Raw genomic sequence first — 23,438 nt, 5'->3', positions numbered from 1 at the left:
CATGCAACGTTATTCCGGCTTCGGTCTGTTCAAGCACTCCCTGAGCCACCACGAGAACTGGCAACGCATGTGGCGCAACCCGACGCCGAAGCCGGTGTATGACGTGGTCATCGTCGGTGGTGGCGGTCACGGCCTGGCCACCGCCTACTACCTGGCCAAGGAATTCGGCGTGAAGAACGTCGCAGTGGTGGAGAAGGGCTGGCTGGGCGGCGGCAACACCGCCCGCAACACCACCATCGTCCGCTCCAACTACTTGTGGGACGAGGCGGCGCAGCTGTACGAGCACGCGATGAAACTGTGGGAAGGCCTGTCCCAGGACCTGAACTACAACGTGATGTTCTCCCAGCGTGGCGTCTACAACCTCTGCCACACCCTGCAGGACATGCGTGACTCGGCCCGCCGGGTCAACGCCAACCGCCTGAACGGCGTGGATGGCGAACTGCTGGATGCGCGTCAGGTAGCCGAAGAAATTCCCTTCCTCGACTGCAGCAAGAACACCCGTTATCCGATCATGGGGTCCACCGTTCAGCGCCGTGGGGGCGTGGCCCGCCATGACGCCGTAGCCTGGGGCTACGCCCGTGCCGCCGACGCCCTGGGCGTCGACCTGCTGCAGAACACCGAAGTAATCGGTTTCCGCAAGCAGGATGGTGCGGTGATCGGTGTCGAAACCAATCGCGGCTTCATCGGCGCCAAGCGCGTCGGCGTGGTCACCGCCGGTAACTCCGGCCACATGGCCAAGCAGGCCGGCTTCCGCCTGCCGCTGGAATCCCACCCGCTGCAGGCCCTGGTGTCCGAGCCGATCAAGCCGATCATCCACAGCGTGATCATGTCCAACGCCGTACACGGCTACATCAGCCAGTCGGACAAGGGCGACCTGGTCATCGGCGCCGGTATCGACGGCTACAACGGCTACGGCCAGCGCGGTTCCTACGGCACCATCGAGCACACCCTGCAGGCCATCGTGGAGATGTTCCCGATCCTGTCCCGCGTGCGCATGAACCGCCAGTGGGGCGGCATCGTGGATACCACCCCGGACGCCTGCCCGATCATCTCCAAGACCCCGGTGAAGAACCTGTTCTTCAACTGCGGCTGGGGTACCGGCGGCTTCAAGGCCACTCCCGGCTCGGGCCATGTCTTCGCCGCCAGCCTGGCGCGCGGCGAGATGCACCCGCTGGCCAAGCCCTTCTCCATCGACCGTTTCCATACCGGCGCACTGATTGACGAGCACGGCGCCGCTGCCGTGGCTCACTAAGGAGAATCGCCATGCTGCACATCTTCTGTCCTTACTGTGGCGAGCTGCGCTCCGAAGAGGAATTCCACGCCAAGGGCCAGGCGCACATCCCGCGCCCCCAGGACCCGAACGCCTGCACCGACGAGGAGTGGGGCGACTACATCTTCTTCCGCGACAACCCGCGCGGCATCCACCACGAGCTGTGGGTGCATTCCGCGGGCTGCCGCAAGTACTTCAACGCCACGCGGCACACCGTGAGCTACGAAATCCTCGAAACCTACAAGATCGGTGAGAAACCCACTGTCACCGAGGCCAACGTCGGCGAGAAGAAAGCCGCGACCGCAGGAGTAACGGCATGAGCCAGGTCAACCGACTTCCCAAGGGTGGCCGCGTCGATCGCAGCCAACCGCTGACCTTCACCTTCAACGGCGAGAACTATCAGGGCTTTGCCGGCGACACCCTGGCCGCGGCCCTGCTGGCCAACGGCGTCGACATCGTCGGCCGCAGCTTCAAGTACTCCCGTCCGCGCGGCATCGTCGCCGCCGGTGCGGAAGAGCCCAACGCCGTGCTGCAGATCGGTTCCACCGAAGCCTCCCAGGTGCCCAACGTGCGCGCCACCCAGCAGGCGCTGTACGCGGGCCTGGTGGCCAGCAGCACCAACGGCTGGCCGAACGTGAAAAACGACGTCATGGGTATCCTCGGCAAGGTCGGCGGCGGCATGATGCCGCCCGGGTTCTACTACAAGACCTTCATGTATCCGCAGAACCTGTGGCTGACCTACGAGAAGTACATTCGCAAGGCTGCCGGCCTCGGCCGTGCGCCCCAGGAAGTCGACCCGGACATCTACGACCACATGAACCAGTACTGCGACGTACTGGTGGTCGGCGCCGGCCCTGCCGGTCTCGCCGCTGCCCTGGCCGCCGGCCGTAGCGGCGCCCGCGTGATCCTCGCCGACGAGCAGGAAGAGTTCGGCGGCAGCCTGCTGGATACCCGCGAGACCCTGGACGGCAAGCCCGCTGCCGAGTGGGTGGCCAAGGTCATCGCCGAGCTGGAAAAACTGCCGGAAGTGACCCTGCTGCCGCGCGCCACGGTGAACGGCTATCACGATCACAACTTCCTCACCATCCACCAGCGCCTGACCGACCATCTGGGCGAAGTCGCGCCCCATGGCCAGGCCCGTCACCGCGTGCATCGCGTCCGTGCCAAGCGCGTGGTGCTGGCCGCCGGCGCCCACGAGCGTCCGCTGGTGTATTCGAACAACGACGTGCCGGGCAACATGCTCGCCGGCGCCGTCTCCACCTATGTGAACCGCTACGGCGTGGCGCCGGGTCGCCAACTGGTGCTGTCCACCAACAACGACTACGCCTACCGCGTGGTGCTGGACTGGCTCGACGCCGGCCAGCAGGTGGTGGCCGTGGCCGACGCCCGCAGCAACCCGCGTGGCGCCTGGGTGGAAGAAGCCCGCGCCCGTGGCGTGCGCATCCTCACAGGCAGCGCCGTGGTCGAGGCCCGTGGCAGCAAGCGCGTCACTGGCGCGCGCATCTGCGCCATCGACCTGAAGAGCCATAAGGTCACCAGCCCCGGCGAAGTGGTGGAGTGCGACCTGATTGTCAGCTCCGGCGGCTACAGCCCGGTGGTACACCTGGCGTCCCACCTGGGCGGCAGGCCGATCTGGCGTGAAGACATCCTCGCCTTCGTGCCCGGCGAGGGCTTCCAGAAGCGTTACTGCGCCGGTGCCGTGAATGGCGTGTTCGGCCTGGGCGACGCCCTGGCCGACGGTTTCGAAGCGGGCGCCAAGGCCGCTGCCGAAGCCGGCTTCAAGGTGGTCGAAGGCACCCTGCCGAAGACCGAGAAGCGCAAGGAAGAGCCCGCGGTGGCACTGTTCCAGGTGCCCCACGACAAGCCCACTTCGCGCGCGCCGAAGCAGTTCGTCGACCTGCAGAACGACGTGACTTCCGCCGGCATCGAGCTGGCCACCCGCGAGGGCTTCGAGTCGGTCGAGCACGTCAAGCGCTACACCGCGCTGGGCTTCGGTACCGACCAGGGCAAGCTGGGCAACATCAACGGCCTGGCCATCGCCGCCCGTTCGATGGGTATCAGCATCAGCGAAATGGGCACCACCATGTTCCGCCCGAACTACACCCCGGTGACCTTCGGCGCCGTGGCGGGCCGTCACTGTGGCCACCTGTTCGAGCCCAAGCGCTACACCGCCATGCACCGCTGGCACCTGGAGCAGGGCGCGGAGTTCGAGGACGTCGGCCAGTGGAAGCGCCCGTGGTACTTCCCCAAGCGCGGCGAAGACATGCATGCCGCCGTGGCCCGCGAATGCAAGGCTGTGCGTGACAGCGTGGGCATCCTCGACGCCTCGACCCTCGGCAAGATCGACATCCAGGGCCCGGATGCGCGCGAGTTCCTCAACCGCGTCTACACCAACGCCTGGACCAAGCTGGACGTGGGCAAGGCCCGCTACGGCCTGATGTGCAAGGAAGACGGCATGGTCTTCGACGACGGCGTGACCGCCTGCGTCGGCGACAACCACTTCATCATGACCACCACCACCGGCGGTGCCGCCCGGGTGCTGGAATGGCTGGAGATCTACCACCAGACCGAATGGCCGGAGCTGAAGGTGTACTTCACCTCGGTCACCGACCACTGGGCCACCATGACCCTGTCCGGCCCCAACAGCCGCAAGCTGCTGGCCGAGGTCACGGACATCGACCTGGACAAGGACGCCTTCCCCTTCATGAGCTGGAAGGAAGGCCTGGTGGGTGGCGTACCGGCGCGGGTGTTCCGGATCTCCTTCACCGGCGAGCTTTCCTACGAAGTGAACGTGCAGGCCGACTACGCCCTGGGCGTGTGGGAAAAGATCATCGAGGCCGGCAAGAAGTACAACCTGACCCCCTACGGCACCGAAACCATGCACGTGCTGCGGGCCGAGAAGGGCTTCATCATCGTCGGCCAGGACACCGACGGCTCGGTGACCCCGGACGACCTGAACATGGGCTGGTGCGTCGGCCGCAACAAGCCCTTCTCCTGGATAGGCTGGCGCGGCATGAACCGCGAAGACTGCCTGCGTGAAGACCGCAAGCAACTGGTGGGCCTCAAGCCCATCGACCCGAACAAGGTGCTGCCGGAAGGCGCCCAGCTGGTGTTCGATCCGAAGCAGCCCATCCCGATGAAGATGGTCGGCCACGTCACCTCCAGCTACATGAGCTCGACCATGGGGCATTCCTTCGCCATGGCCGTGGTCAAGGGCGGCTTGAAGCGCATGGGTGAGCGTGTGTTCGCACCGCTGGCCGATGGCAGCGTGATCGAAGCCGAAATCTGCAGCTCTGTGTTCTATGACCCGAAAGGGGATCGCCAGAATGTCTAACGTGAACGTCTACAAGCAGCGCCCCGACAACGCCCGTGGCGAATCGCCGCTGCATCATGCCGGCCTCGAAGAGCTGGCACGCAAGGGCAAGAGCAGCGCAGGCGTGGTCCTGCGCGAGAAGAAGCTCCTCGGCCACCTGGTGATCCGTGGTGACGCCAACGACCCGGCCTTCTCCGGCGGCGTGCACAGCGCCCTCGGCCTGGAGCTGCCGGTGGCCCTGACCCTGGTGGCCAACGGCGATACCTCGCTGCAATGGCTGGGGCCGGATGAGTGGCTGCTGATCGTGCCGGGCGGCCAGGAGTTCGAGACCGAACAGCGCCTGCGCAAGGCGCTGGATGGCCAGCACATCTCCGTGGTCAACGTCAGTGGCGGCCAGACCATTCTCGAGCTCTCCGGACCCCATGTCCGCGAGGTGCTGATGAAGTCCACGCCCTACGACGTGCACCCCAGCAACTTCCCGGTGGGCAAGGCCGTCGGCACCACCTTCGCCAAGGCCGGCGCGGTGATCCGTCACACCGGTGAAGACACCTGGGAACTGCTGATCCGCCGCAGCTTCGCCGACTACATCTGGCTCTGGCTGCAGGACGCCAGCGCGGAGTACGGGCTGGCGGTCAAGGCCTGATCCATGCACGGATAGCCCCCTCTCCGCTTGGGAGAGGGTTGGGGTGAGGGATGCCCCGTGCCACTCGGACCATCCCTCACCCCCGCCCCCTCTCCCAGAGGGAGAGGGGAGACAAAACATCGGAGTCCGCATATGAGCCGCACCCCCGATACCTGGATTCTCACCGCCCAATGCCCGAGCGTGCTCGGTACCGTGGATGCGGTGACGCGCTTTCTCTTCGAGCAGCGCTGCTACGTCACCGAGCACCACTCGTTCGATGACCGGCTGTCGTCGCGGTTCTTCATCCGTGTCGAATTCCGCCAGCCCGATGGCTTCGACGAGCAGGCCTTCCGGGCCGGCCTGGACGAGCGCCTGGCGCCCTTCGACATGCAGGTGGAGCTGACCCCGCCGGGCTATCGCGCCAAGGTGGTGATCATGGTCTCCAAGGCCGACCATTGCCTGAACGACCTGCTCTACCGCCAGCGCATCGGCCAGCTGGAAATGGACGTGGTTGCGGTGGTCTCCAACCACCCGGACCTGGAGCCCCTGGCCCGCTGGCACGGAATTCCCTACCACCACTTCCCCCTTGACCCCAACGACAAGCCGTCCCAGGAACGCCGCGTGATGCAGGTGATCGAGGAGACCGGGGCCGAACTGGTGGTGCTTGCCCGCTACATGCAGGTGCTTTCGCCCGAGCTGTGCAAGAAGCTCGATGGCTGGGCGATCAACATCCACCACTCTCTGCTGCCCGGCTTCAAGGGGGCCAAGCCCTACCACCAGGCCTACCAGAAGGGGGTGAAGCTGGTGGGCGCGACGGCGCATTACATCAATAACGACCTCGACGAAGGTCCGATCATCGCTCAGGGCGTCGAGCCGGTGGATCACGCCCACTACCCCGAAGACCTGGTCGCCAAGGGCCGTGACATCGAGTGCCTGACCCTGGCCAAGGCCGTCGGCTATCACATTGAGCGGCGCGTGTTCCTCAACGCCAACCGCACGGTGGTGCTCAACGCCTGATCAGGTCTACCCGGCTGTAGGGTGGGCTTCAGCCCACCAGTCGCAACCTAAGGCTCTATTGGTGGGCTGAAGCGGAACGCCGCCCGACCCACCCTACTTGAGGAATCCGCCCTGCCAGGTTTCACCGGCGGGTTCCGGCAACAGCTGCAAGCTCCAGTGCAAGGCTGCGTGGCCGATGGCCGCGCCTTTGTATTCACAACAACAACGGAGAATTACGCATGTCTGGTAATCGTGGTGTCGTTTATCTCGGTGCGGGCAAAGTCGAAGTGCAGAAGATCGACTACCCGAAGATGCAGGACCCCCGGGGCAAGAAGATCGAACACGGGGTAATCCTGAAGGTGGTCTCCACCAACATCTGCGGCTCGGACCAGCACATGGTGCGTGGCCGTACCACCGCGCAGGTCGGCCTGGTGCTCGGCCACGAGATCACCGGTGAGGTGATCGAGAAAGGCCGTGACGTGGAAAACCTGCAGATCGGCGACCTGGTATCGGTACCCTTCAACGTGGCCTGCGGCCGCTGCCGCTCCTGCAAGGAAATGCACACCGGCGTGTGCCTGACCGTCAACCCGGCCCGTGCCGGCGGCGCCTACGGTTATGTCGACATGGGCGACTGGACCGGTGGCCAGGCCGAGTACGTGCTGGTTCCCTACGCCGATTTCAACCTGCTCAAACTCCCCGAGCGCGACAAGGCCATGGAGAAGATCCGTGACCTGACCTGCCTCTCCGACATCCTGCCCACCGGCTACCACGGCGCAGTCACTGCCGGCGTCGGCCCGGGCAGCACCGTCTACGTTGCCGGCGCAGGCCCGGTTGGCCTCGCCGCCGCCGCCTCCGCCCGCTTGCTGGGCGCTGCCGTGGTCATCGTCGGCGACCTCAACCCGGCCCGCCTGGCCCATGCCAAGGCACAAGGCTTCGAGATCGCCGACCTGTCGCTGGACACCCCGCTGCACGAGCAGATCGCCGCGCTGCTGGGCGAGCCGGAAGTGGACTGCGCCATCGACGCGGTGGGCTTCGAAGCCCGCGGCCACGGCCATGAAGGCGCCAAGCAGGAGGCTCCGGCCACCGTGCTCAACTCGCTGATGCAGGTCACCCGCGTGGCCGGCAAGATCGGTATCCCCGGTCTCTATGTCACCGAAGACCCGGGCGCGGTGGACGCCGCCGCCAAGATCGGCAGCCTGAGCATCCGCTTCGGCCTCGGCTGGGCGAAATCCCACAGCTTCCACACCGGCCAGACCCCGGTGATGAAATACAACCGCCAGCTCATGCAAGCGATCATGTGGGACCGCATCAACATCGCCGAAGTGGTCGGCGTGCAGGTCATCAGCCTGGACGACGCCCCGCGTGGCTACGGCGAGTTCGATGCCGGCGTACCGAAGAAATTCGTCATCGACCCGCACAAGACCTTCAGCGCGGCCTGATCGACTGCACGACCCCGACGCCGTGATGTGACAGCCGCGGCGTCTGTCCCTCAAGGGGCCCTTCGGGGCCCCTTTTTTTGTGCGCCCCCACACTTCACTCCTCCTCCTCCTCCTCCAACTCCACGAACCGCTCCAGCTCGATCAGTTCCAGGTTGATTCGCCCGACGAAGGCGGAGAAGGCCAGGCTGGTCAGGCGCGGCTGGGCGCGGCCGTTCAATGCCGTGGCGACGTGCACGAAGGCTTCGTGTTGCAGCAACTGGGCCTTGTCCAGTTCGGAAAAGAGCGCCGAAGCCCGCAGACGGATGCGCGTGGCTCCGGCGATGGCCTTGGAAGCCAGGTCCGGGTCCAGTACGACGCGGACCTGGTCGGGGCCGAAGAAGGCGTCCACTTCCGTGCGCATCCAGGCGGCGAATTCTTCGGCGGGAATGCACGCAGCGGTGGCCGGAATGCAGCGGCTGTCCAGCAGGGCGTCGGTGGTGTCGAGGAAGAAGCGTGCAGCATCCAGCGGCGTCATCTTCTGCCGCTCGTAGTAGTGGTCGGGGCGCTGGTAGAGGCGCGCCGAGTAGTCGGTGAAGGCTGGCGTGCCAATGGCGCCCAGCATGCGTCCGGCGCAGGCATAGCTGGCGGCGGTGGCGGCGAGGAAAGCGCCTGCCGGGTGGCCTGTGTCGCAGCGACTGGCGAGGGTTTCCAGGGCCTCGATCTCGGCGCGGTGATCGCGGGGCTGCAGCGACACCGCCGGGAGCCGAGGATGTCCGGCGCGCCAATCGGCGAGGAAACGCTCTTCGACGCCATCGGGCCAGGCGATGGCCTCCAGCACGCGGATCTTGAGGGCCAGGCGGGGGAGGGCGGCATCGAGTTCGGCGATCAGGGATTCGTTCATGGTGGTGGGCCGGGGAGTGTGTTCCTGGAAGGCTAGTTCACCGTTGGCATGGACAGCCGCGTCTCCCGGAGGGACAAGGGAGAAAAGCAGCGAATGAATTCGCCCCCACAGCATGTGGCGACCAGCTGTCAGATTGCCGGGAACGCCAACCCCCTCGACGCAGTCAGATGGTCGAGTTTGCGCTCACCAGCCGGTACGCAGTGTTCCGGCGCGGATTCTTCGTCGAGGTCGACCTATGCACATTCCCCGAAGCCTGACCCTGGCTACCTTGCTCAGCTTGGCCGCCAGCCCGGTATTCGCCGTTTCCCTGGGCGATGTCGTCGCCGCCGCTGCCGCGACCGGCCAACAGGACCAGGCGCCGGGTATCGCACCTGCGGAGTCGGCGGCCTTGCTGGGGCAACTGGGCAGCCAGCTGAACGTCACGCCGGAACAGGCCCTGGGCGGCCTCACCGCGTTGTTCGGCCTGGCGCGCAACAACCTGCCGGCCGATCAGTTCGCCCAGCTGGACCAGGCGGTGCCGGGCGTCGGCGTGCTCACCGACCCCAATACCCAGGGCCTGCTCAGCAGCATCGGCGGCCTGCTCGGCCAGCAGTCGGGCAACGCGCTGGGCGGTCAGCCGGGCGTGCTCGCCGGGCAGCAGATGAACAGCATGACGGACGTGAGCCAGGCCTTCGGTTCGCTGGGGATGGATAGCGGCCTGATCGGCCAGTTCGCTCCGCTGATCCTGTCCTTCCTCGGCCAGCAGGGGCTGGCTGAATCGCTGCTGCAGAACCTCGGCAACCTGTGGAAGTGGACCATTCCGCAGGTGCCCGCCACGCCGGCCATCCCGGCCGGGCAGGCGGTACCGGTGAACGGCCTGTCGACCTGACCCACGCGGGGGTAGGTCGCGCACCTACTCCCGCAATTGCGCGCGCAGTTCGCTGATGCGCGCGTCCTTCTCTATCCAGAGCTCGCTCACCCAGGCTTGCACGTATTGGCGGAATTCCCCGTCATTCTCGTAATCGCCCTGCCACAGGGCCGGGTCCAGTGGGCGGGTCTGGATATCCACGATCACCTGCGGTACCTGGCCGGACAGCAGCGCCCAGAAGCCGGGCACGCCCTCGCCCGGGTAGACCAGGGTGACGTCGAGGATGGCGTCCAGTTGCTGGCCGAGGGCCGCGAGGACGAAGGCAACGCCGCCGGCCTTGGGTTTGAGCAGGTGCCGATAGGGCGAGCCCTGGTTGGCGTGCTTGGCGGGGGTGAAGCGGGTGCCTTCGAGGTAGTTCACCACGGTCACCGGCATGCGCTTGAACTTCTCGCAGGCGGCCTTGGTGATCTCCAGGTCCTTGCCTTTCATTTCCGGGTGCTTGTCCAGGAAGGCTTTGCTGTAGCGCTTCATGAAGGGGTAATCCAGGGCCCAGAAGGCCAGGCCGAGGAAGGGCACCCAGATCAGCTCCTTCTTGAGGAAGAACTTGAAGTAGGGCGCCTTGCGGTTGAAGGCCTGGACCAGGGCGGGAATGTCCACCCAGGACTGGTGGTTGCTGATGACCAGGTAGGAGGTGTCGTTGCGCAGCCCTTCGCCGCCACGGATGTCCCAGTGGGTCGGGGTGAGGGCGGCGAACACGCGCTTGCAGTTCTCCGCCCAGGTTTCGGCGATCCACATCACGCCACGGGAGCAGGCGTCGCGCAGGTGCTGGCCTGGCAGGATGAGCTTGAGCAGGGCGATGGCCAGCATCGGGCCGATCAGGATCAGGGTGTTGAGCAAGAGCAGCAGGGTGGTGGCGATTCCGGTCAGCAGTGCCTGCATGGGGTCTCGGCTCCTTGTCCGCGTGAGTGCGGGCCATGATACGCAGTCGCCGCCGACGCGACGAGCGGTCGGAGGCCTTGCTGCGCGCCGGGGGGCGAGTATGCTGCGGGCACTCGCTGAGTCGGCGGCGACGAACCATTGGCCGCCCGACCAGTCCGAGAACCGTACCCCTCAACCGGGAGATGTTGTGTTGAAACCCCTGATTGCCCTGCTGGCCCTGCTGGCGCTGCCTGCTTTCGCCGCCAAGGAACCCACGCTTTACGGCCGCTACGAGTACATCCGCCTGCCGGAGATTGGCCAGACCCTGAAGGCCAAGATGGACACCGGCGCCCTGACCGCCTCCCTGTCCGCCAGGGACATCGAACGCTTCGAGCGCGATGGCGAGGAGTGGGTGCGCTTCCGCCTGGCCACCAAGGACGCCGATGACACCCTGTTCGAACATCGCCTGTCGCGCATCAGCAAGATCAAGAACCGCGCCGACGAATTGGGCGAGGAAGACGAAGCCCCCACGGCAGAGATTTCCAAGCGCCCGGTGGTAGACATGGAGATGTGCCTGGGCGGCGAGAAGCGCACGGTGGAGGTCAACCTCACCGACCGCTCCAGCTTCAACTACCCGCTGCTGATCGGCGCCAAGGCCCTGCGCGAGTTCAAGGCCGCGGTCTATCCAGGGCGCAAGTTCACCGCCGGCAAGCCGCAGTGCTGATTGACGCTATGGGCGCCTTGTAGCCGGTTCGCGCCTCACCTCGCGCCTCTATTCCCTGCCGCGCCCCGCAACGGGGCGCAAGAGCACGGGCCTGGGCCTCAATTTCGTGCAGGAGGTCGCCGGGCTGCACGGTGGCGAATTGCGTGTGGCCAACCGCGACGGCGGCGTGGAGGCCTGTCTGCGACTTCCTGCTGTCGCGGATTGATATGCGCTCGCCGCCTGCTGATGCCGGCGGCTTCGGCCTTCGACTATAAATTGAGCAGAACGGCGGCCTGACTTTCGACGGGCGTCGCCGCCCTGTAACCAGGTTCTGGCTTGATTCTTGATGCGGCTGCCTTGCAAGCGCCGTGCTTGGACTACAGGACCCACAGGCCCTTCAGGAGCTGCCGGATGAAAAGCGTCGCCGAGATTCTCAGAGCCAAGTCCCACACTCGGTTGTTCAGTGTCGAACCGACCACCACCGTGCTGGAGGCCGCCCTGCTGATGGCCGAGAAGGACATCGGCGCGCTGGTGGTGCTGCAGGCTGGCGAGCTGGTCGGCATCGTCACCGAGCGCGATTTCGTGCGCCGCGTGGCGGCCCTGGAGCGTTCGGCCTATGCCACCACCATCGAAGAGGTGATGACCTCCAACCTCTTCGTGGTGACCCCGCGCGACAGCAACCAGTACTGCATGCAACTGATGACCGAGAAGAACCTGCGCCACCTGCCGGTGCTCGATGACGGCAAGCTGGTGGGGCTGCTTTCCATCCGCGACCTGGTGCGCGACATCACCGCCGAACAGGAAAGCCTGATCCAGCATCTGGAGCAGTACATCCGCGGGGCTTAACGTCCCCTGTAGGACGATGGAAACCTTGTGGGGGCGAATTCATTCGCTAGGCAGGACGCAGTCCTGCCATCAACCTTGCGGGGGCAGCTGTGCTGCCCTTAGCGAATGAGTTCGCCCCCACAGTAAAAAGCGCAACCGGCCTCCACGCTTTCCCCACACAGTCTCCACACTTCCGCCATAACCACGCCTCACACGCTCCCCAGACTCTCCCCGTCCCGACACAAGGAGAGTTGCCATGACCCGTACCCTCGGCTTCAAGCTGGGCACCATCGCCCTGCTGATGCTGCTGTTGATGATCCCGCTGATGCTGATCGACGGCCTGATCAGCGAGCGCCAGGCCGCGCGCAACAGCGTGCTGATCAACATCGCCCAGAGCTCCAGCTACAGCCAGCGCATCACCGGGCCGATCCTGGTGGTGCCGTACAAGCGCACAGTGCGCGCGTGGAAGGCCTACGAGCAGACCGGCCAGCGCCATATGGAAGAGCGCGAGGTGAGTGGCCGGCTCTACTTCCTGCCGGAGCGCTTCAACCTCACCGGCCATGTGGACACCGAAGTGCGCGCCCGGGGCATCTACCAGGCGCGGTTGTACAAGAGCGACAGCCAGGTCAGCGGGCAGATCCTGGTGCCGGCCAACTACGGCATCGACGAGAACCTGGCGGACTATCGCTTCGAGGCGCCTTTCCTGGCAGTGGGCATCAGCGATATCCGGGGCATCGGCAACGCTCTCAAGCTGCGCCTGAACGGCCAGACCCTGGACTTCCAGCCCGGCAGCGGCGACCGCCTGCTGGCGGGGGGCGTGCACGTACCGCTGGCGCCGATGCAGGCCGGGATCGTGCAGAGCCTGGACTTCGGTTTCGACCTCAAGCTGCAGGGCACCTCGTCCCTCAGCGTGACGCCGGTGGGCCGCGATTCGCGAGTGGAATTGAGTTCGTCCTGGCCTCACCCTAGCTTCATCGGCGAATTCCTCCCCAGCGAGCGCAGCATCAGCGCCCAGGGCTTCTCCGCCACCTGGCAGACCAGCTTCTTCGCCACCAACCTGCAGGAGGCCCTGGCCGATTGCGTGGGCGAGTCCCGGTGCGACCCGTTCAATTCGCGGGACTTCGGCGTGAGTTTTGCCGACCCGGTGGACCAGTACCTGAAGACCGACCGCGCGATCAAATACGCCTTGCTGTTCGTGGCCCTGACCTTCGCCGGCTTCTTCCTGGTGGAAGTGCTCAAGCGCCTGGCCGTGCACCCGGTGCAGTACGGCCTGGTGGGGCTCGTCCTGGTGTTTTTCTACCTGCTGTTGCTGTCGCTGTCCGAGCACCTGGAATTCGCCCTTGCCTATCTCATCTCGGCTTCGGCGTGCGTGGCGCTGGTGGGGTTCTACGTCAGTCACGTGCTCCACAGCTGGCTGCGCGGCGGTGGCTTCACCCTGGGGCTGGCGGCGCTCTACGGCATGCTCTACGGCCTGCTCAGCGCCGAGGACTACGCCCTGCTGATGGGCTCGCTGCTGGTATTCGGCCTACTCGCCTGCGTGATGGTGCTGACCCGCAAGCTGGACTGGTACGGCGTCGGCCGCGCCCAGCCGGCCAGCGGCAACTGAGGAGGACCGGCCATGCGTGGATTGATGCGAATCGACGGCTGTTTGATTTTGCGGCTGGTGCCGGGGGCGGGTTTCTTCCGCCTCTGGTACCGGCACGTGGGAGGTGTGGAATGAGGCTGCTGGGGTTGCGGGAGGATCAGGAGCGGGCGGTGAAGCTGGCGGCGGAGCTGGACAGGCTGTTCGGCACCTGCCTGCCCCGACCGCGGGAGCGCTCAGTGGACAGGCGCGGTGGCCACCAGCGACGGCCGCTGGCTGACGGTTGAATACCAGGCGGCCAGTTTCGGGCAGTCACGGCGCCAGTTGAGGTCGGGCATGCGGAAGTCCAGGTAGCCCAGGGCGCAGGCGGCGCTGATGGCGGCGACGTCGAAGCGCTCGTCCAGCTCGCTGGCGGCTTCCTCGAAGGCCGCCAGGGCGCGGTCGATCTTGCTGCACTGGCCCAGGACCCAGTCGTCCCAGCGCTTGTCCTCGGGACGCAGGAAGGTTTCGTAGCGCACCAGGATGGCGGCATCGGTTACCGCGTCGGCAAGCGAGGCCAGGGTCATGCGCCGCCAGCGCTCCGGGCCGTCGCGGGGGATCAGCGGTTCGCCGTCGTGCTGGTGGTCGAAGTAGTCGAGGATCACCCGGCTGTCGTGCAGCACGCTGCCGTCTGCCAGTTGCAGGGCCGGAATCTTGCCGGCGGGGTTGTGCTCGTTCACCTCGGCGCTGGGGTTCACCGGGGTGAGGGTCACGCCGTGGAGGTTGACCACGCCGAGCTGGCCGGTTTCGTGGAGCAGCACCATGACCTTGCGGACGTAGGGGGAGGTGGGGGAGAAGTACAGGGTCTGGTTGGCGCTCATACGGGATCCTCGGCGTCTGCAGCGGGGGAATGGCGCAGTTATACCGTATTGGATTGCCGCCGGGCATGGGGGTTCGCGCCACTCTAGCAGGACTGAAGGCTTGCGCGGGCAACCCCCTCTCCCGCGTGCGAGGCGAAGAGGCGCGCTTTTGGAAGTACTGCTTCCGGCGCTTCTGAGCGACAGAACGCGAAGCGTTCTGGCCGGGGCGCAAAGCGAGGTTGGGGAGAGGGCAGCGGATCTGGCCGGGATTCCCAAGGGCAGACCTGCTTTCGCGAATGAATTCGATCCTGCAGGACGTGCGCAGACGTCGGGTGGATCACGCTTCATCGATCGACCAAAAGGGGCCCGGAATAGCGCCGATGGTGGTTGAAAAAGCGCCATCCCCCTACAACTGATTGACCTGGAATCACCCACAGGCTCAGTACTTGATCATCACCAGCCGGTCCTGCGCCGATTCCGCGCCCCAGACTTCGCCGGTACGACCGGCCAGCTGGGTCACCTGGGCCCCCGGGCGGTCGCTGGGAAAGCTGGCGAACCGGCGGCTGAACGGGTTGAAGCGGAGGATGGCATTGGCGCTGAAGTCGCTCAGCCAGACCCGCTCCTGCTCATCGACATAGAGCGCATGGGCGTCGGCGTTGCTGCCGGGAATCTTCCAGCTGTTCCAGGCTTCGCCCAGCGGATCGAACCGGCTCAGGCGCCCGCCGGCCGCTTCGCTAACCCAGAGGGTGCCGCGCGAGTCGCTCCAGATCACACGCGGACTGGCACTGGCCTCCGGCAGATCCACCAGTTTGGCCTGGCCGGTGCCGGGGTCGATGCGGCCGATATGGCGGGCCGGTTCATTGGCGTACCAGACCTCGCCGTTGGGTGTCACAGTGATGCCACCAGGGCCGGGGCCTCCCGGCGCCGGCCAGACTTCCAGGTTGCGCCTGGCGGGCTTGAAGCGGCCATAGAATCCGCGCTTGCCGGTGAACCAGATATCGCCATTGCGATCCTGGGCCAGGTCTTCCAGTTCGATGCCGGCCGCCGTGCCCTTGAGCGGGAAGGTACTGACGCTCTGGTCCACCGGGTCGACCCGCACCAGTGCATCCAGGCCGGGGTCGGTGATCCAGGCGGCGCCTTCCTGATCCACCAGCAGGGAGCGCGGAGAGGAACCCTTGCCGAGAGGAACCAGCTGGGTCTGGCCGGTGAGCGGGTCGAGCAGGCCGACCGCCCCCTGGCGCTGCGCGGTGAACCAGACGCGCCCGTCGGTGGCCGGCGCCAGGTCGCGCGGGGCTGTGCCGACGGGCACCGGGTAGTAGGTGACATCCGCCGCGATGGCCGCTCCGCAGAGCAGGGCTGCGCACAGGGCGAGGACAAGCGGGCGAATCATGGGAAGGCCTCCGTCTCCCGGGTGATTTATCAATCGACGCCGGAAGGCGGGCAGGGGTTCGCAGAAATTCCCGAACGGCAGGGGGGCTGCAGGATCAGAGCGCGGGCGCGTGTTGCCGGCGCTGCCAGCGGCTGAGGGCGGATGCCAGCGCAGCGGGGCTTTCCAGGCCCTGGCGGTGGGCGCGGCTGAACAGGATCAGGGCGATTTCGGCGGTCACCAGTGCGTCGGCGCTGGCGTTGTGGCGCTGCAGCACCTGCAGCCCGAAGTACTCGACCCAATCGTCCAGGCCGCCGTTGCGGATGCCCGCCTCGGGGCAGAGCATGGGTGCCAGTTCAGCGATGTCGAGGAAGCGGTGGCGCAGGCGGTAGTCAAGGTCCTGCTTGAGCGCGCGGCTCAGCATGCGCTGGTCGAAGGTGGCGTGGAAGGCCAGCAGCGGGCTGTCGCCGAGGAATTCCATGAAACCCAGCAGAGCTTCGGACGGCTCCACACCAGCGGCCAGTTCGCTCGGCGCGATGCCGTGGATCAGCACGCTGGCGCTGAGCTTGCCGGTTTCGCGTTGCAGGGTGGATTCGAACTGGCTGCCGAGGTCGATGGCGCCGTCGGTGATGCTCACCGCGCCGATGGACAGCACCAGGTCGCGGCTCATGTTCAGGCCGCTGGTTTCAAGGTCCAGCACCACGAAGCGCTGCTGGCTCAGGGGGCGATGGTCCAGTATCTGGGGTTCTGGCAGGCGCTCGCGACGCTCCGTGATGTCCGGAGCCAGGGGCTTGCGGCGGGTGAACCAGGGGAAGCCGTTCATAGTTGATAGCGTAACGCCAGGCTCGATTGCAGGCGTTGGGCCTGACGGAAGGACTCGCGCAGGATACGCCTGTCCAATTGGTTAAGGGTGTCCGGGTCGAGCCGGTTGGAGTAGGGCAGGCCTTGCCGCGCCTGGTGCTGGTGCTGCTGCATGCGGGTGAGCTGGATGAAATGGTAGGCCTCTTCATAGGCCGCGCCGTCCAGCGCATCCACCACTTCCCGTTCCACCAGCTGGCGCAGACGTTCCAGGGTGTTGCAGGCTTCGATGCCGTGGGCCAGGGCGAGCAGCCGGGCGCCGTCGACGAAGGGCGTCAGGCCCTGCACCTTGAGGTCGAGGGTGTCTTTCTCGGCGCCCTTGCGGGCCACCACGAAATCACGGAAACGCCCTACCGGCGGGCGCTGGCGCAGGGCGTTCTCGGCCATCATGCGCTGGAACAGGCTGTTGTCGGCCACCAGCACCAGCAGTTCCTGTTGCAGCGCCTCGCAGCCCTCGGTGGGGCCCCAGACGGCGCGCAGGTCGAAGTAGATGGAGGAGCCCAGCAGGTTCTCCGGCGTCGCCTCGCGGATGAAGGTGGCGAAGCGGCGGCTCCATTCATTGCGGGACAGGCAGAGCTCCGGGTTGCCGGCCATGATGCCGCCCTTGCACAGCTCGAAGCCACACTGCGCCAAGTGCTGGTTGATGCGATCGGCCAGCGGCAGCAGGTGTCCACGAATGGCGGCGGCTTCCGCGGCGTCGGAGGCCTCGAAGAGGATGCCGTTGTCCTGGTCGGTGTGCAGGGTCTGTTCGCTGCGTCCCTCGCTGCCGAAGCAGAGCCAGGTGAACGGGATGCCCGGATCGCCCATTTCCTCGAGGGTCAGCTCGATCACCCGGCACACGGTGTGGTCGTTGAGCAGGGTGATGATGCGGGTGATCTGGGTGGAGCTGGCGCCGTGGGCCAGCATGCTGTCCACCAGGCGCTGGATCTCGTCGCGCAGGGCGGCCAGGGTTTCGACCCGGCCGGCATGGCGGATGGTGCGCGCCAGATGCACCAGGTCCACCCGCTGCAGGGAAAACAGGTCACGCTCGGACACCACGCCGATCAGGCGCCCGCCGCTGACCACGCAGACGTGGGCGATGTGCCGTTCGGTCATGGCCAGGGCCGCATCGAAGGCACTGGCTTCCGGCGGCAGGTGGAAGGGGGACTGGGTCATGACGTCGGCGATGGGGTGGGCGAGATCGGCGCTGGTATCGGCGATCACCCGGCGCAGGTCACGCAGGGTGAAGATGCCCAGCGGCCGCTGGCTGGCGTCGACGATGACGATACTGCCCACCTGTTGCTCGTGCATCAGCCGCACGGCATCGCGCAGCGGCAGCTCCGGCCGGCAGGAAATTGGCTGGCGCACCGCCAGTTCGCCCAGGCGGGTATCCAGGGAGTACTGGGCACCCAGGGTTTCCGCGGCGCGCAATTGCACCTGCTGGTTGACCTGGTCGAGCAGGCTGCTGACCCCGCGCAGGGCGAAGTCGCGGAAGGGGTTGGAGAGGGCGAAGAGCTTGACGAAGACGGACTTGCCCAGCAGCAGGCAGAAAGTGTCCTCGCCGGCCAGGTGCTCGGTGCGGGTGGCCCGTTCGCCCAGCAGCGCGGCTAGGGGGAAGCACTCGCCGCTGGCGATCTCGAAGGTGGTCTCGGTGCCGCGCCGTGCCGAATGCGGGCGTTCACCCACTACCCGGCCCTGCTTGACGATATAGAAGTGCTCCACCGGCCCGTCCTGGGGCTTGATGATGGATTCGCCGGCGGCATAGAAGCGCAGCAGGCAATGCTCGACGAGGAAGGCGAGGTGGGCGCTTTCCATCTGGTTGAAGGGCGGGTACTTCTGCAGGAACTCCATGGTGCCCTGGATGTTCTGCATCACCGCCAGCTTGCCGGCCTGGGCGAAGGCGTCTGCCTTGTTCATGCTGCTGCCCGTTGTTCTTGTTGGTTGAACCATGCTGCGCGTGGCGCCCGGCTGTACAAATTGGACGTAAGTCTAAGGCGAGGCACGCAACTCGTCGGAAAGCCACGTGGGCCACTACCGTTCGGCGGATGCAGCATTCTGCACGGGAACTTGCTTGCATTTTGCCTATCCGACCAGCGTACCCCGTGCTAAAGCTACTAGTGACGGGCGTTGGGCCTGCCAGGCAGGCTCCTTTCGAGGACGACCCCATGAGTTACGGTGATCTGCTGAGCGAAGCGGAACTGCAAGCGCTTGATGAAGTCATGCGCATACCCAACGCGCCGCCCAGCGTCCTGCTGGTGGACGACGACGAGGCGGGGCGCGATGCCCTGGCCGACGAACTGATCGCCAAGGGCATCCCCTGCATCACCGCCGACAGTGGCGAACAGGCGCTGGCGCTGCTGGTCACCCGTCCCTCCATTGGTCTGATGATCACCGAACTCCACATGCAATGCGGCAGCGGCCTGGAACTGGTGCGCCAGGTGCGTCAGTCAGCGCGGGCGAGCCTGCCGGTCATCATCATTTCCGGCGACGCCGACGTGCGGGACGCCATCGAGGCCATGCACATGAAGGTGGTGGACTTCCTGCTCAAGCCGGTGGACATGCGCCGTCTGGCCAAGCTGGTGCGCAACGAGCTGGGCACCCCGCCCGTGCCCAAGGCGGCGGTGACCGAGGTGCGCCCCAGATCGGCGAAAGCGAAAACCAAAGCGAAAGTCATCGCGCTGAAGAGCGCATGAAAAAACCGCCCTTTGGGGCGGTTTTTTCATGCCTGTCCCCGGTGTGTGCCTCAGTGATGGACGCTGTCGACGGCGATCCCTTCGCCGTCCACGTCGTGGTATTCGGCACGGCGATCGGCGATGGCGCAGTAGATCAGCCCGGCCAGGCCCGCACCGAAGAACCAGGAGAACGCCGACAGGGATTCGAAGGCGGGCAGTAGCGCCAGCAGGGTGGAAATCAGCGCCGCAGGGACGAAGGCCACAATCGCCCGCGGATTCACGCCGCGGCGGTAGTGGTAGGCCGCCTCGCGGCTTTCCGAGTACAGCTCCGGCAGGTTCACCCGGCCGCGACGCAGCAGGTAGTAGTCGACGATCACGATGCCGTAGAGCGGGCCGAGCAGTGCGCCGAGGCCGCCGAGGAAATACACGATCACGCCGGGGCTGTTGTAGAGGTGCCAGGGCAGGATCAGTACGGCGATGGTGGCGCTGAGCAGGCCGGCGCGGCGGAAGTTGAGCAGGCGGGGAGCGAGGTTGGTCAGCACGTAGGCTGGCGCGACGAAGTTGGCCATGATGTTCACCGCCACGGTGACGATCAGGAAGGCCAGGCAGGCCAGCACCAGGCCGAGGGTGTCGGGAATGCTGGCGACGATCTCGGTGGGGCTCTTCACCAGTTTCCCATCGATGCTCAATTGCGCGCCGGCCAGCACCACGGCGATCAGCGCGAAGCCGAGCATGTTCACCGGCAGGCCCCAGAAGTTGCCCACGCTGATGGTGCGGCGGTCCGGGCAGTTGCGGGTGAAGTCGCAGAAATTGAGGATCATGGTGCCGTACAGCGAGACCCACAGCGCCGCCGCACCCAGCACCTTCAGCCACATGGTCGAGCCGGTGTAGCCTTCGCCGGTGGACCAGGTGATGGAGAAGCCGCTGCGCTGGTACATCCAGCCGGCGAGTGCGGCGAAGGTCAGCAGGATCACCGGGCCGGCGAAGGATTCGTAGCGGCGCACCATTTCCATGCCGTAGGCGAAGATCACCAGTTGCACGCACCAGATGCCGAGGAAGGTGATCCAGCCGAGGCTGGACAGACCCAGCAGGGAGTCCTGGTCGTAGGCGGCGAGGGACGGGAACACGGCCGTCAGCAGCACGCGCAGGACGACCGAGGCGAGGTAGGTCTGGATGCCGAACCAGGCAATGGCGATCACCGCGCGGATCAACGCCGGAATCTGCGCGCCGTGGATGCCGAAGCTGATGCGGCACATCACCGGGTAGGGCAGGCCGGTCTTCTGTCCCATGTAGCCGGACAGGTTCATCAGGCCGTAGATCAGCAGCGCACCCAGGGCGAACGCGGCGAGGATCTGCGCGCCGCTCATCCCCAGTGCGAACAGGCCGATGGCGAAGGAGTAGTTGGCGATGTTGTGCACATCGTTGGTCCACAGCGCGAAGAGGCTGTAACGCCCCCAGCTGCGGCCTTGTGCCTTGGTTGGCGCCAGGTCGGCGCTGTACAGGCGCGGGCTCAGGGCCACTTCAGCGGGCGTGGCCGCATCGGCGGGTGAGGAGTCGAACTGGGTAACACCGGAGAGTGGGGTGGGCGCCATGGGGCCTCCGTGAACTTTGTGTGCACTGTTTTTGTGGTTTTTGTATGCAAGCCAGTTTCATGCCACCCCGCTGGAGTCGACCGGCCTGACGCCGCTTTCAAGACTTATGTGCACCATAAAAGGTCATCGCCAACCCAGTTCTGGCGCGCTCTTCGTCCGTTCATCGGGAATTAGTCCTTTTATTTCATTGACTTATGAGTCAGCTTTGCGTGCCCCCTACGGCTGTGGGAAATGGGGATTTTGTACACAGAGTTTGTATGCAACCGTTACGTCGACTCCCGCCCGGCCTTTCTGCAGGCAATATAAGTCTTCGGGGACGACGGCCTTGATCTTCAGTTCCATAGCCCGGGTTAAATCCGGGAACGGCGGAGGGGCTCTCCCCGGATTTCATCGGGCTACCATTTGCTGCGAATCACCAGCGCTTTCGCGCAGGCAATAAAAAACCGCCCCAAAGGGCGGTTTTTCTTGAGCAGGTCTTAGAGACCGTTCTTCGCCTTGTACTCGCGGCGACGACGGTGCAGGACCGGCTCGGTGTAGCCGTTGGGCTGCTTGGTGCCTTCCACTACCAGTTCCAGCGCGGCCTGGAACGCCACGTTGTCGTCGAAGTTCGGCGCCATCGGGCGGTACAGCGGGTCGCTGGCGTTCTGGCGGTCGACCACCACGGCCATGCGCTTGAGGCTCTCGACCACCTGCTCCTGGGTGACCACGCCGTGACGCAGCCAGTTGGCCAGCAGCTGGCTGGAGATGCGCAGGGTAGCGCGGTCTTCCATCAGGCCGACGTCATTGATGTCCGGCACCTTGGAGCAGCCGACGCCCTGGTCGATCCAGCGCACCACGTAACCGAGAATGCCCTGGGCGTTGTTGTCCAGTTCGTTCTGGATCTCTTCCGCGCTCCAGTTGGTGTTCGGCGCCAGCGGAATGGTCAGGATGTCGTCCACCGAAGCCGGGGCGCGCTTGGCCAGTTCGGCCTGACGGGCGAACACGTCGACCTTGTGGTAGTGCAGCGCGTGCAGGGTGGCGGCGGTCGGCGACGGTACCCAGGCGGTGTTGGCGCCGGCCAGCGGGTGGCCGATTTTCTGCTCGAGCATGGCGGCCATCAGGTCCGGCATGGCCCACATGCCCTTGCCGATCTGCGCCTTGCCCTGCAGGCCGGTGGCCAGGCCGATGTCGACGTTGTTGTTTTCGTAGGCGCCGATCCACTTCTCGGACTTCATGGCGCCCTTGCGCACCATGGCGCCGGCTTCCATGGAGGTGTGGATCTCGTCACCGGTGCGGTCGAGGAAGCCGGTGTTGATGAACACCACGCGCTCGGCGGCAGCCTTGATGCAGGCCTTGAGGTTGACGGTGGTGCGGCGCTCCTCGTCCATGATGCCGACCTTCATGGTGTTGCGCGGCATGTCGAGGACGTCTTCCACGCGGCTGAAGATTTCTGTGGCGAAGGCCACTTCTTCCGGGCCGTGCATCTTCGGCTTCACGACGTACATGGAGCCGGTGCGGGAGTTCTTGCGGCTGGTGTTGCCCTTCAGGTTGTGCAGGGCGATCAGGCCGGTGAACAGGGCGTCCTGGATGCCTTCCGGCACTTCGTTGCCGGCGGCGTCGAGGATGGCCGGGTTGGTCATCAGGTGACCGACGTTGCGCACGAAGAGCAGGGAGCGGCCGTGCAGGGTCAGCTCGGAACCATCGGCCTTTTTGTAGATGCGGTCCGGATTCATGGTGCGGGTGAAGGTCTGGCCACCCTTGCTGACTTGCTCGGCGAGATCGCCCTTCATCAGGCCCAGCCAGTTGCGGTAGACCACGACCTTGTCGTCGGCATCGACGGCGGCGACGGAGTCTTCGCAGTCCATGATGGTGGTCAACGCGGATTCCATCAGCACGTCCTTCACGTCGGCGGCGTCGGTCTGGCCGATGGGGCTGGTCGGATCGATCTGGATCTCGAAGTGCAGGCCGTTGTGCTTCAGCAACACGGCGGCGGGCTTGGCGGCGTCGCCCTGGAAGGCGATGAACTGGGCGGCATTCTTCAGGCCGGCTTCGCTGCCATTCTTCAGGGTCACGGCCAGCTGGCCGTTCTTCACGGCGTAGGCGGTGGCGTCGACGTGGGAGGCGCCTTCCAGCGGCGCGGCTTCGTCGAGGAAGGCGCGGGCGAAGGCGATCACCTTGTCACCGCGGACCTTGTTGTAGCCCTTGCCCTTCTCGGCGCCGCCTTCGTCGCTGATGGCGTCGGTGCCGTAGAGCGCATCGTAGAGCGAACCCCAGCGCGCGTTGGCGGCGTTCAGGGCGAAACGTGCGTTCATCACCGGCACGACCAGCTGCGGGCCGGCCATGGTGGCGATTTCTTCGTCGACGTTCTGGGTAGTGGCCTGGAAGTCGGCCGGTTCTGGCAGCAGGTAGCCGATGTCCTGGAGGAACGCCTTGTAGGCCGCTGCATCGTGGGCCTGGCCGGCGCGTGCCTGGTGCCAGGCATCGATCTTGGCCTGCAGTTCATCGCGTTTGGCGAGGAGGGCTTTGTTCTTCGGAGCCAGGTCATTGATGACGGCTTCCACACCGGCCCAGAACTTGTCGGCCGCAATGCCGGTTCCGGGGATGGCTTCGTTGTTCACGAAGTCGAACAGGACTCTGGCGACCTGAAGGCCACCGACTTGAACGCGCTCAGTCATTGCTTGCCTCACTCTGCTCAATATCCGCTCGGACCGGGGGGCTCCCTTCTTGTAGTCCGAAGCGCGGCATACTACATGAAGCC

At 65.7% G+C, this 23,438-nt stretch carries 17 protein-coding genes and 3 pseudogenes; 12 read left to right on the top strand and 8 right to left on the bottom strand.

Features of this window, described 5'->3' with window-relative positions; genetic code table 11:
* Nucleotide 1 precedes the first annotated feature (1 nt).
* The 6 genes from ACFW0B_RS07675 to fdhA all read left to right on the top strand — a co-directional run bounded on the left by ACFW0B_RS07675 (nucleotide 2) and on the right by fdhA (nucleotide 7,640).
* Nucleotides 2–1,252, top strand: a complete 1,251-nt coding sequence (locus ACFW0B_RS07675) for a sarcosine oxidase subunit beta family protein (RefSeq protein WP_449147337.1) — start codon at nucleotides 2–4, stop codon at nucleotides 1,250–1,252.
* An 11-nt stretch (nucleotides 1,253–1,263) separates the two neighbouring features.
* Entirely contained in the window at nucleotides 1,264–1,590 is a 327-nt protein-coding gene (locus ACFW0B_RS07670) for a sarcosine oxidase subunit delta (protein ID WP_449147336.1), read from the top strand.
* Nucleotides 1,587–4,604, top strand: coding sequence for a sarcosine oxidase subunit alpha (locus ACFW0B_RS07665; RefSeq protein ID WP_449147335.1), 3,018 nt, complete (start codon nucleotides 1,587–1,589; stop codon nucleotides 4,602–4,604). Before ACFW0B_RS07670 ends, ACFW0B_RS07665 begins: the two co-directional genes overlap by 4 nt.
* A complete protein-coding gene (locus ACFW0B_RS07660) occupies nucleotides 4,597–5,226 on the top strand; it encodes a sarcosine oxidase subunit gamma (protein WP_449147334.1) in 630 nt (209 codons plus the stop codon). Before ACFW0B_RS07665 ends, ACFW0B_RS07660 begins: the two co-directional genes overlap by 8 nt.
* A gap of 132 nt (nucleotides 5,227–5,358) precedes the next feature.
* A complete protein-coding gene (gene purU, locus ACFW0B_RS07655) occupies nucleotides 5,359–6,222 on the top strand; it encodes a formyltetrahydrofolate deformylase (RefSeq protein ID WP_449147333.1) in 864 nt (287 codons plus the stop codon).
* A gap of 218 nt (nucleotides 6,223–6,440) precedes the next feature.
* Entirely contained in the window at nucleotides 6,441–7,640 is a 1,200-nt protein-coding gene (fdhA, locus tag ACFW0B_RS07650) for a formaldehyde dehydrogenase, glutathione-independent (RefSeq protein ID WP_449147332.1), read from the top strand.
* A gap of 169 nt (nucleotides 7,641–7,809) precedes the next feature.
* Here fdhA and ACFW0B_RS07645 read toward each other — a convergent pair.
* Nucleotides 7,810–8,520, bottom strand: a pseudogene (locus tag ACFW0B_RS07645) (tyrosine/phenylalanine carboxypeptidase domain-containing protein); the annotation flags it as partial.
* Between the two features lie 235 nt (nucleotides 8,521–8,755).
* Between ACFW0B_RS07645 and ACFW0B_RS07640 the strand changes: the two are divergent.
* Nucleotides 8,756–9,388: a DUF2780 domain-containing protein gene (locus ACFW0B_RS07640; RefSeq protein WP_449147331.1), complete on the top strand. Its 633-nt coding sequence runs from the start codon at nucleotides 8,756–8,758 to the stop codon at nucleotides 9,386–9,388.
* Between the two features lie 24 nt (nucleotides 9,389–9,412).
* On the opposite strand, the gene ACFW0B_RS07635 is transcribed toward ACFW0B_RS07640, so the two are convergent.
* A complete protein-coding gene (locus tag ACFW0B_RS07635) occupies nucleotides 9,413–10,306 on the bottom strand; it encodes an acyltransferase (RefSeq protein WP_449147330.1) in 894 nt (297 codons plus the stop codon).
* A gap of 190 nt (nucleotides 10,307–10,496) precedes the next feature.
* Between ACFW0B_RS07635 and rloA2 the strand changes: the two genes are divergently transcribed.
* The 4 genes and pseudogenes from rloA2 to creD all read left to right on the top strand — a co-directional run bounded on the left by rloA2 (nucleotide 10,497) and on the right by creD (nucleotide 13,419).
* On the top strand, nucleotides 10,497–11,009 hold the full coding sequence (rloA2, locus tag ACFW0B_RS07630) for a retropepsin-like aspartic peptidase RloA2 (RefSeq protein WP_449147329.1): 513 nt from the start codon (nucleotides 10,497–10,499) through the stop codon (nucleotides 11,007–11,009).
* A 28-nt stretch (nucleotides 11,010–11,037) separates the two neighbouring features.
* A pseudogene (locus tag ACFW0B_RS07625) lies at nucleotides 11,038–11,214 on the top strand (two-component system sensor histidine kinase CreC); the annotation flags it as partial.
* Between the two features lie 185 nt (nucleotides 11,215–11,399).
* Nucleotides 11,400–11,834, top strand: a complete 435-nt coding sequence (locus ACFW0B_RS07620) for a CBS domain-containing protein (RefSeq protein WP_449147328.1) — start codon at nucleotides 11,400–11,402, stop codon at nucleotides 11,832–11,834.
* Nucleotides 11,835–12,069: 235 nt separating this feature from the next.
* Entirely contained in the window at nucleotides 12,070–13,419 is a 1,350-nt protein-coding gene (gene creD / locus ACFW0B_RS07615; protein ID WP_449147327.1) for a cell envelope integrity protein CreD, read from the top strand.
* A gap of 212 nt (nucleotides 13,420–13,631) precedes the next feature.
* On the opposite strand, the gene ACFW0B_RS07610 is transcribed toward creD, so the two are convergent.
* The 4 genes from ACFW0B_RS07610 to ACFW0B_RS07595 all read right to left on the bottom strand — a co-directional run bounded on the left by ACFW0B_RS07610 (nucleotide 13,632) and on the right by ACFW0B_RS07595 (nucleotide 18,354).
* Nucleotides 13,632–14,255 carry a glutathione S-transferase family protein gene (locus ACFW0B_RS07610; RefSeq protein ID WP_449147326.1) on the bottom strand — a complete coding sequence of 208 codons (624 nt, stop codon included), beginning with the start codon at nucleotides 14,253–14,255 and terminating at the stop codon, nucleotides 13,632–13,634.
* A 418-nt stretch (nucleotides 14,256–14,673) separates the two neighbouring features.
* Nucleotides 14,674–15,624, bottom strand: a complete 951-nt coding sequence (locus ACFW0B_RS07605) for a Vgb family protein (protein WP_449147325.1) — start codon at nucleotides 15,622–15,624, stop codon at nucleotides 14,674–14,676.
* Between the two features lie 94 nt (nucleotides 15,625–15,718).
* Nucleotides 15,719–16,423 (bottom strand): 3'-5' exonuclease, encoded by a 705-nt coding sequence (locus ACFW0B_RS07600; protein ID WP_449147324.1) that lies wholly within the window; start codon nucleotides 16,421–16,423, stop codon nucleotides 15,719–15,721.
* A complete protein-coding gene (locus ACFW0B_RS07595; RefSeq protein ID WP_449147323.1) occupies nucleotides 16,420–18,354 on the bottom strand; it encodes a putative nucleotidyltransferase substrate binding domain-containing protein in 1,935 nt (644 codons plus the stop codon). Before ACFW0B_RS07595 ends, ACFW0B_RS07600 begins: the two co-directional genes overlap by 4 nt.
* Before the next feature lie 248 nt (nucleotides 18,355–18,602).
* Here ACFW0B_RS07595 and ACFW0B_RS07590 point away from each other — a divergent pair.
* Nucleotides 18,603–19,034 (top strand): annotated as a pseudogene (locus ACFW0B_RS07590) (response regulator); the annotation flags it as partial.
* A gap of 146 nt (nucleotides 19,035–19,180) precedes the next feature.
* Here ACFW0B_RS07590 and ACFW0B_RS07585 read toward each other — a convergent pair.
* Nucleotides 19,181–20,701, bottom strand: coding sequence for an NCS1 family nucleobase:cation symporter-1 (locus tag ACFW0B_RS07585; protein ID WP_449147322.1), 1,521 nt, complete (start codon nucleotides 20,699–20,701; stop codon nucleotides 19,181–19,183).
* A gap of 476 nt (nucleotides 20,702–21,177) precedes the next feature.
* Nucleotides 21,178–23,355, bottom strand: coding sequence for a malate synthase G (locus tag ACFW0B_RS07580; RefSeq protein ID WP_449147321.1), 2,178 nt, complete (start codon nucleotides 23,353–23,355; stop codon nucleotides 21,178–21,180).
* Between the last annotated feature and the right edge of the window lie 83 nt (nucleotides 23,356–23,438).

Source organism: Metapseudomonas phytobenefica, assembly GCF_043392685.1.
GTDB lineage: Bacteria > Pseudomonadota > Gammaproteobacteria > Pseudomonadales > Pseudomonadaceae > Metapseudomonas.
Note: the sequence above shows the minus strand (reverse complement) of the source record. Positions and strands in the feature narration are given on the sequence as shown.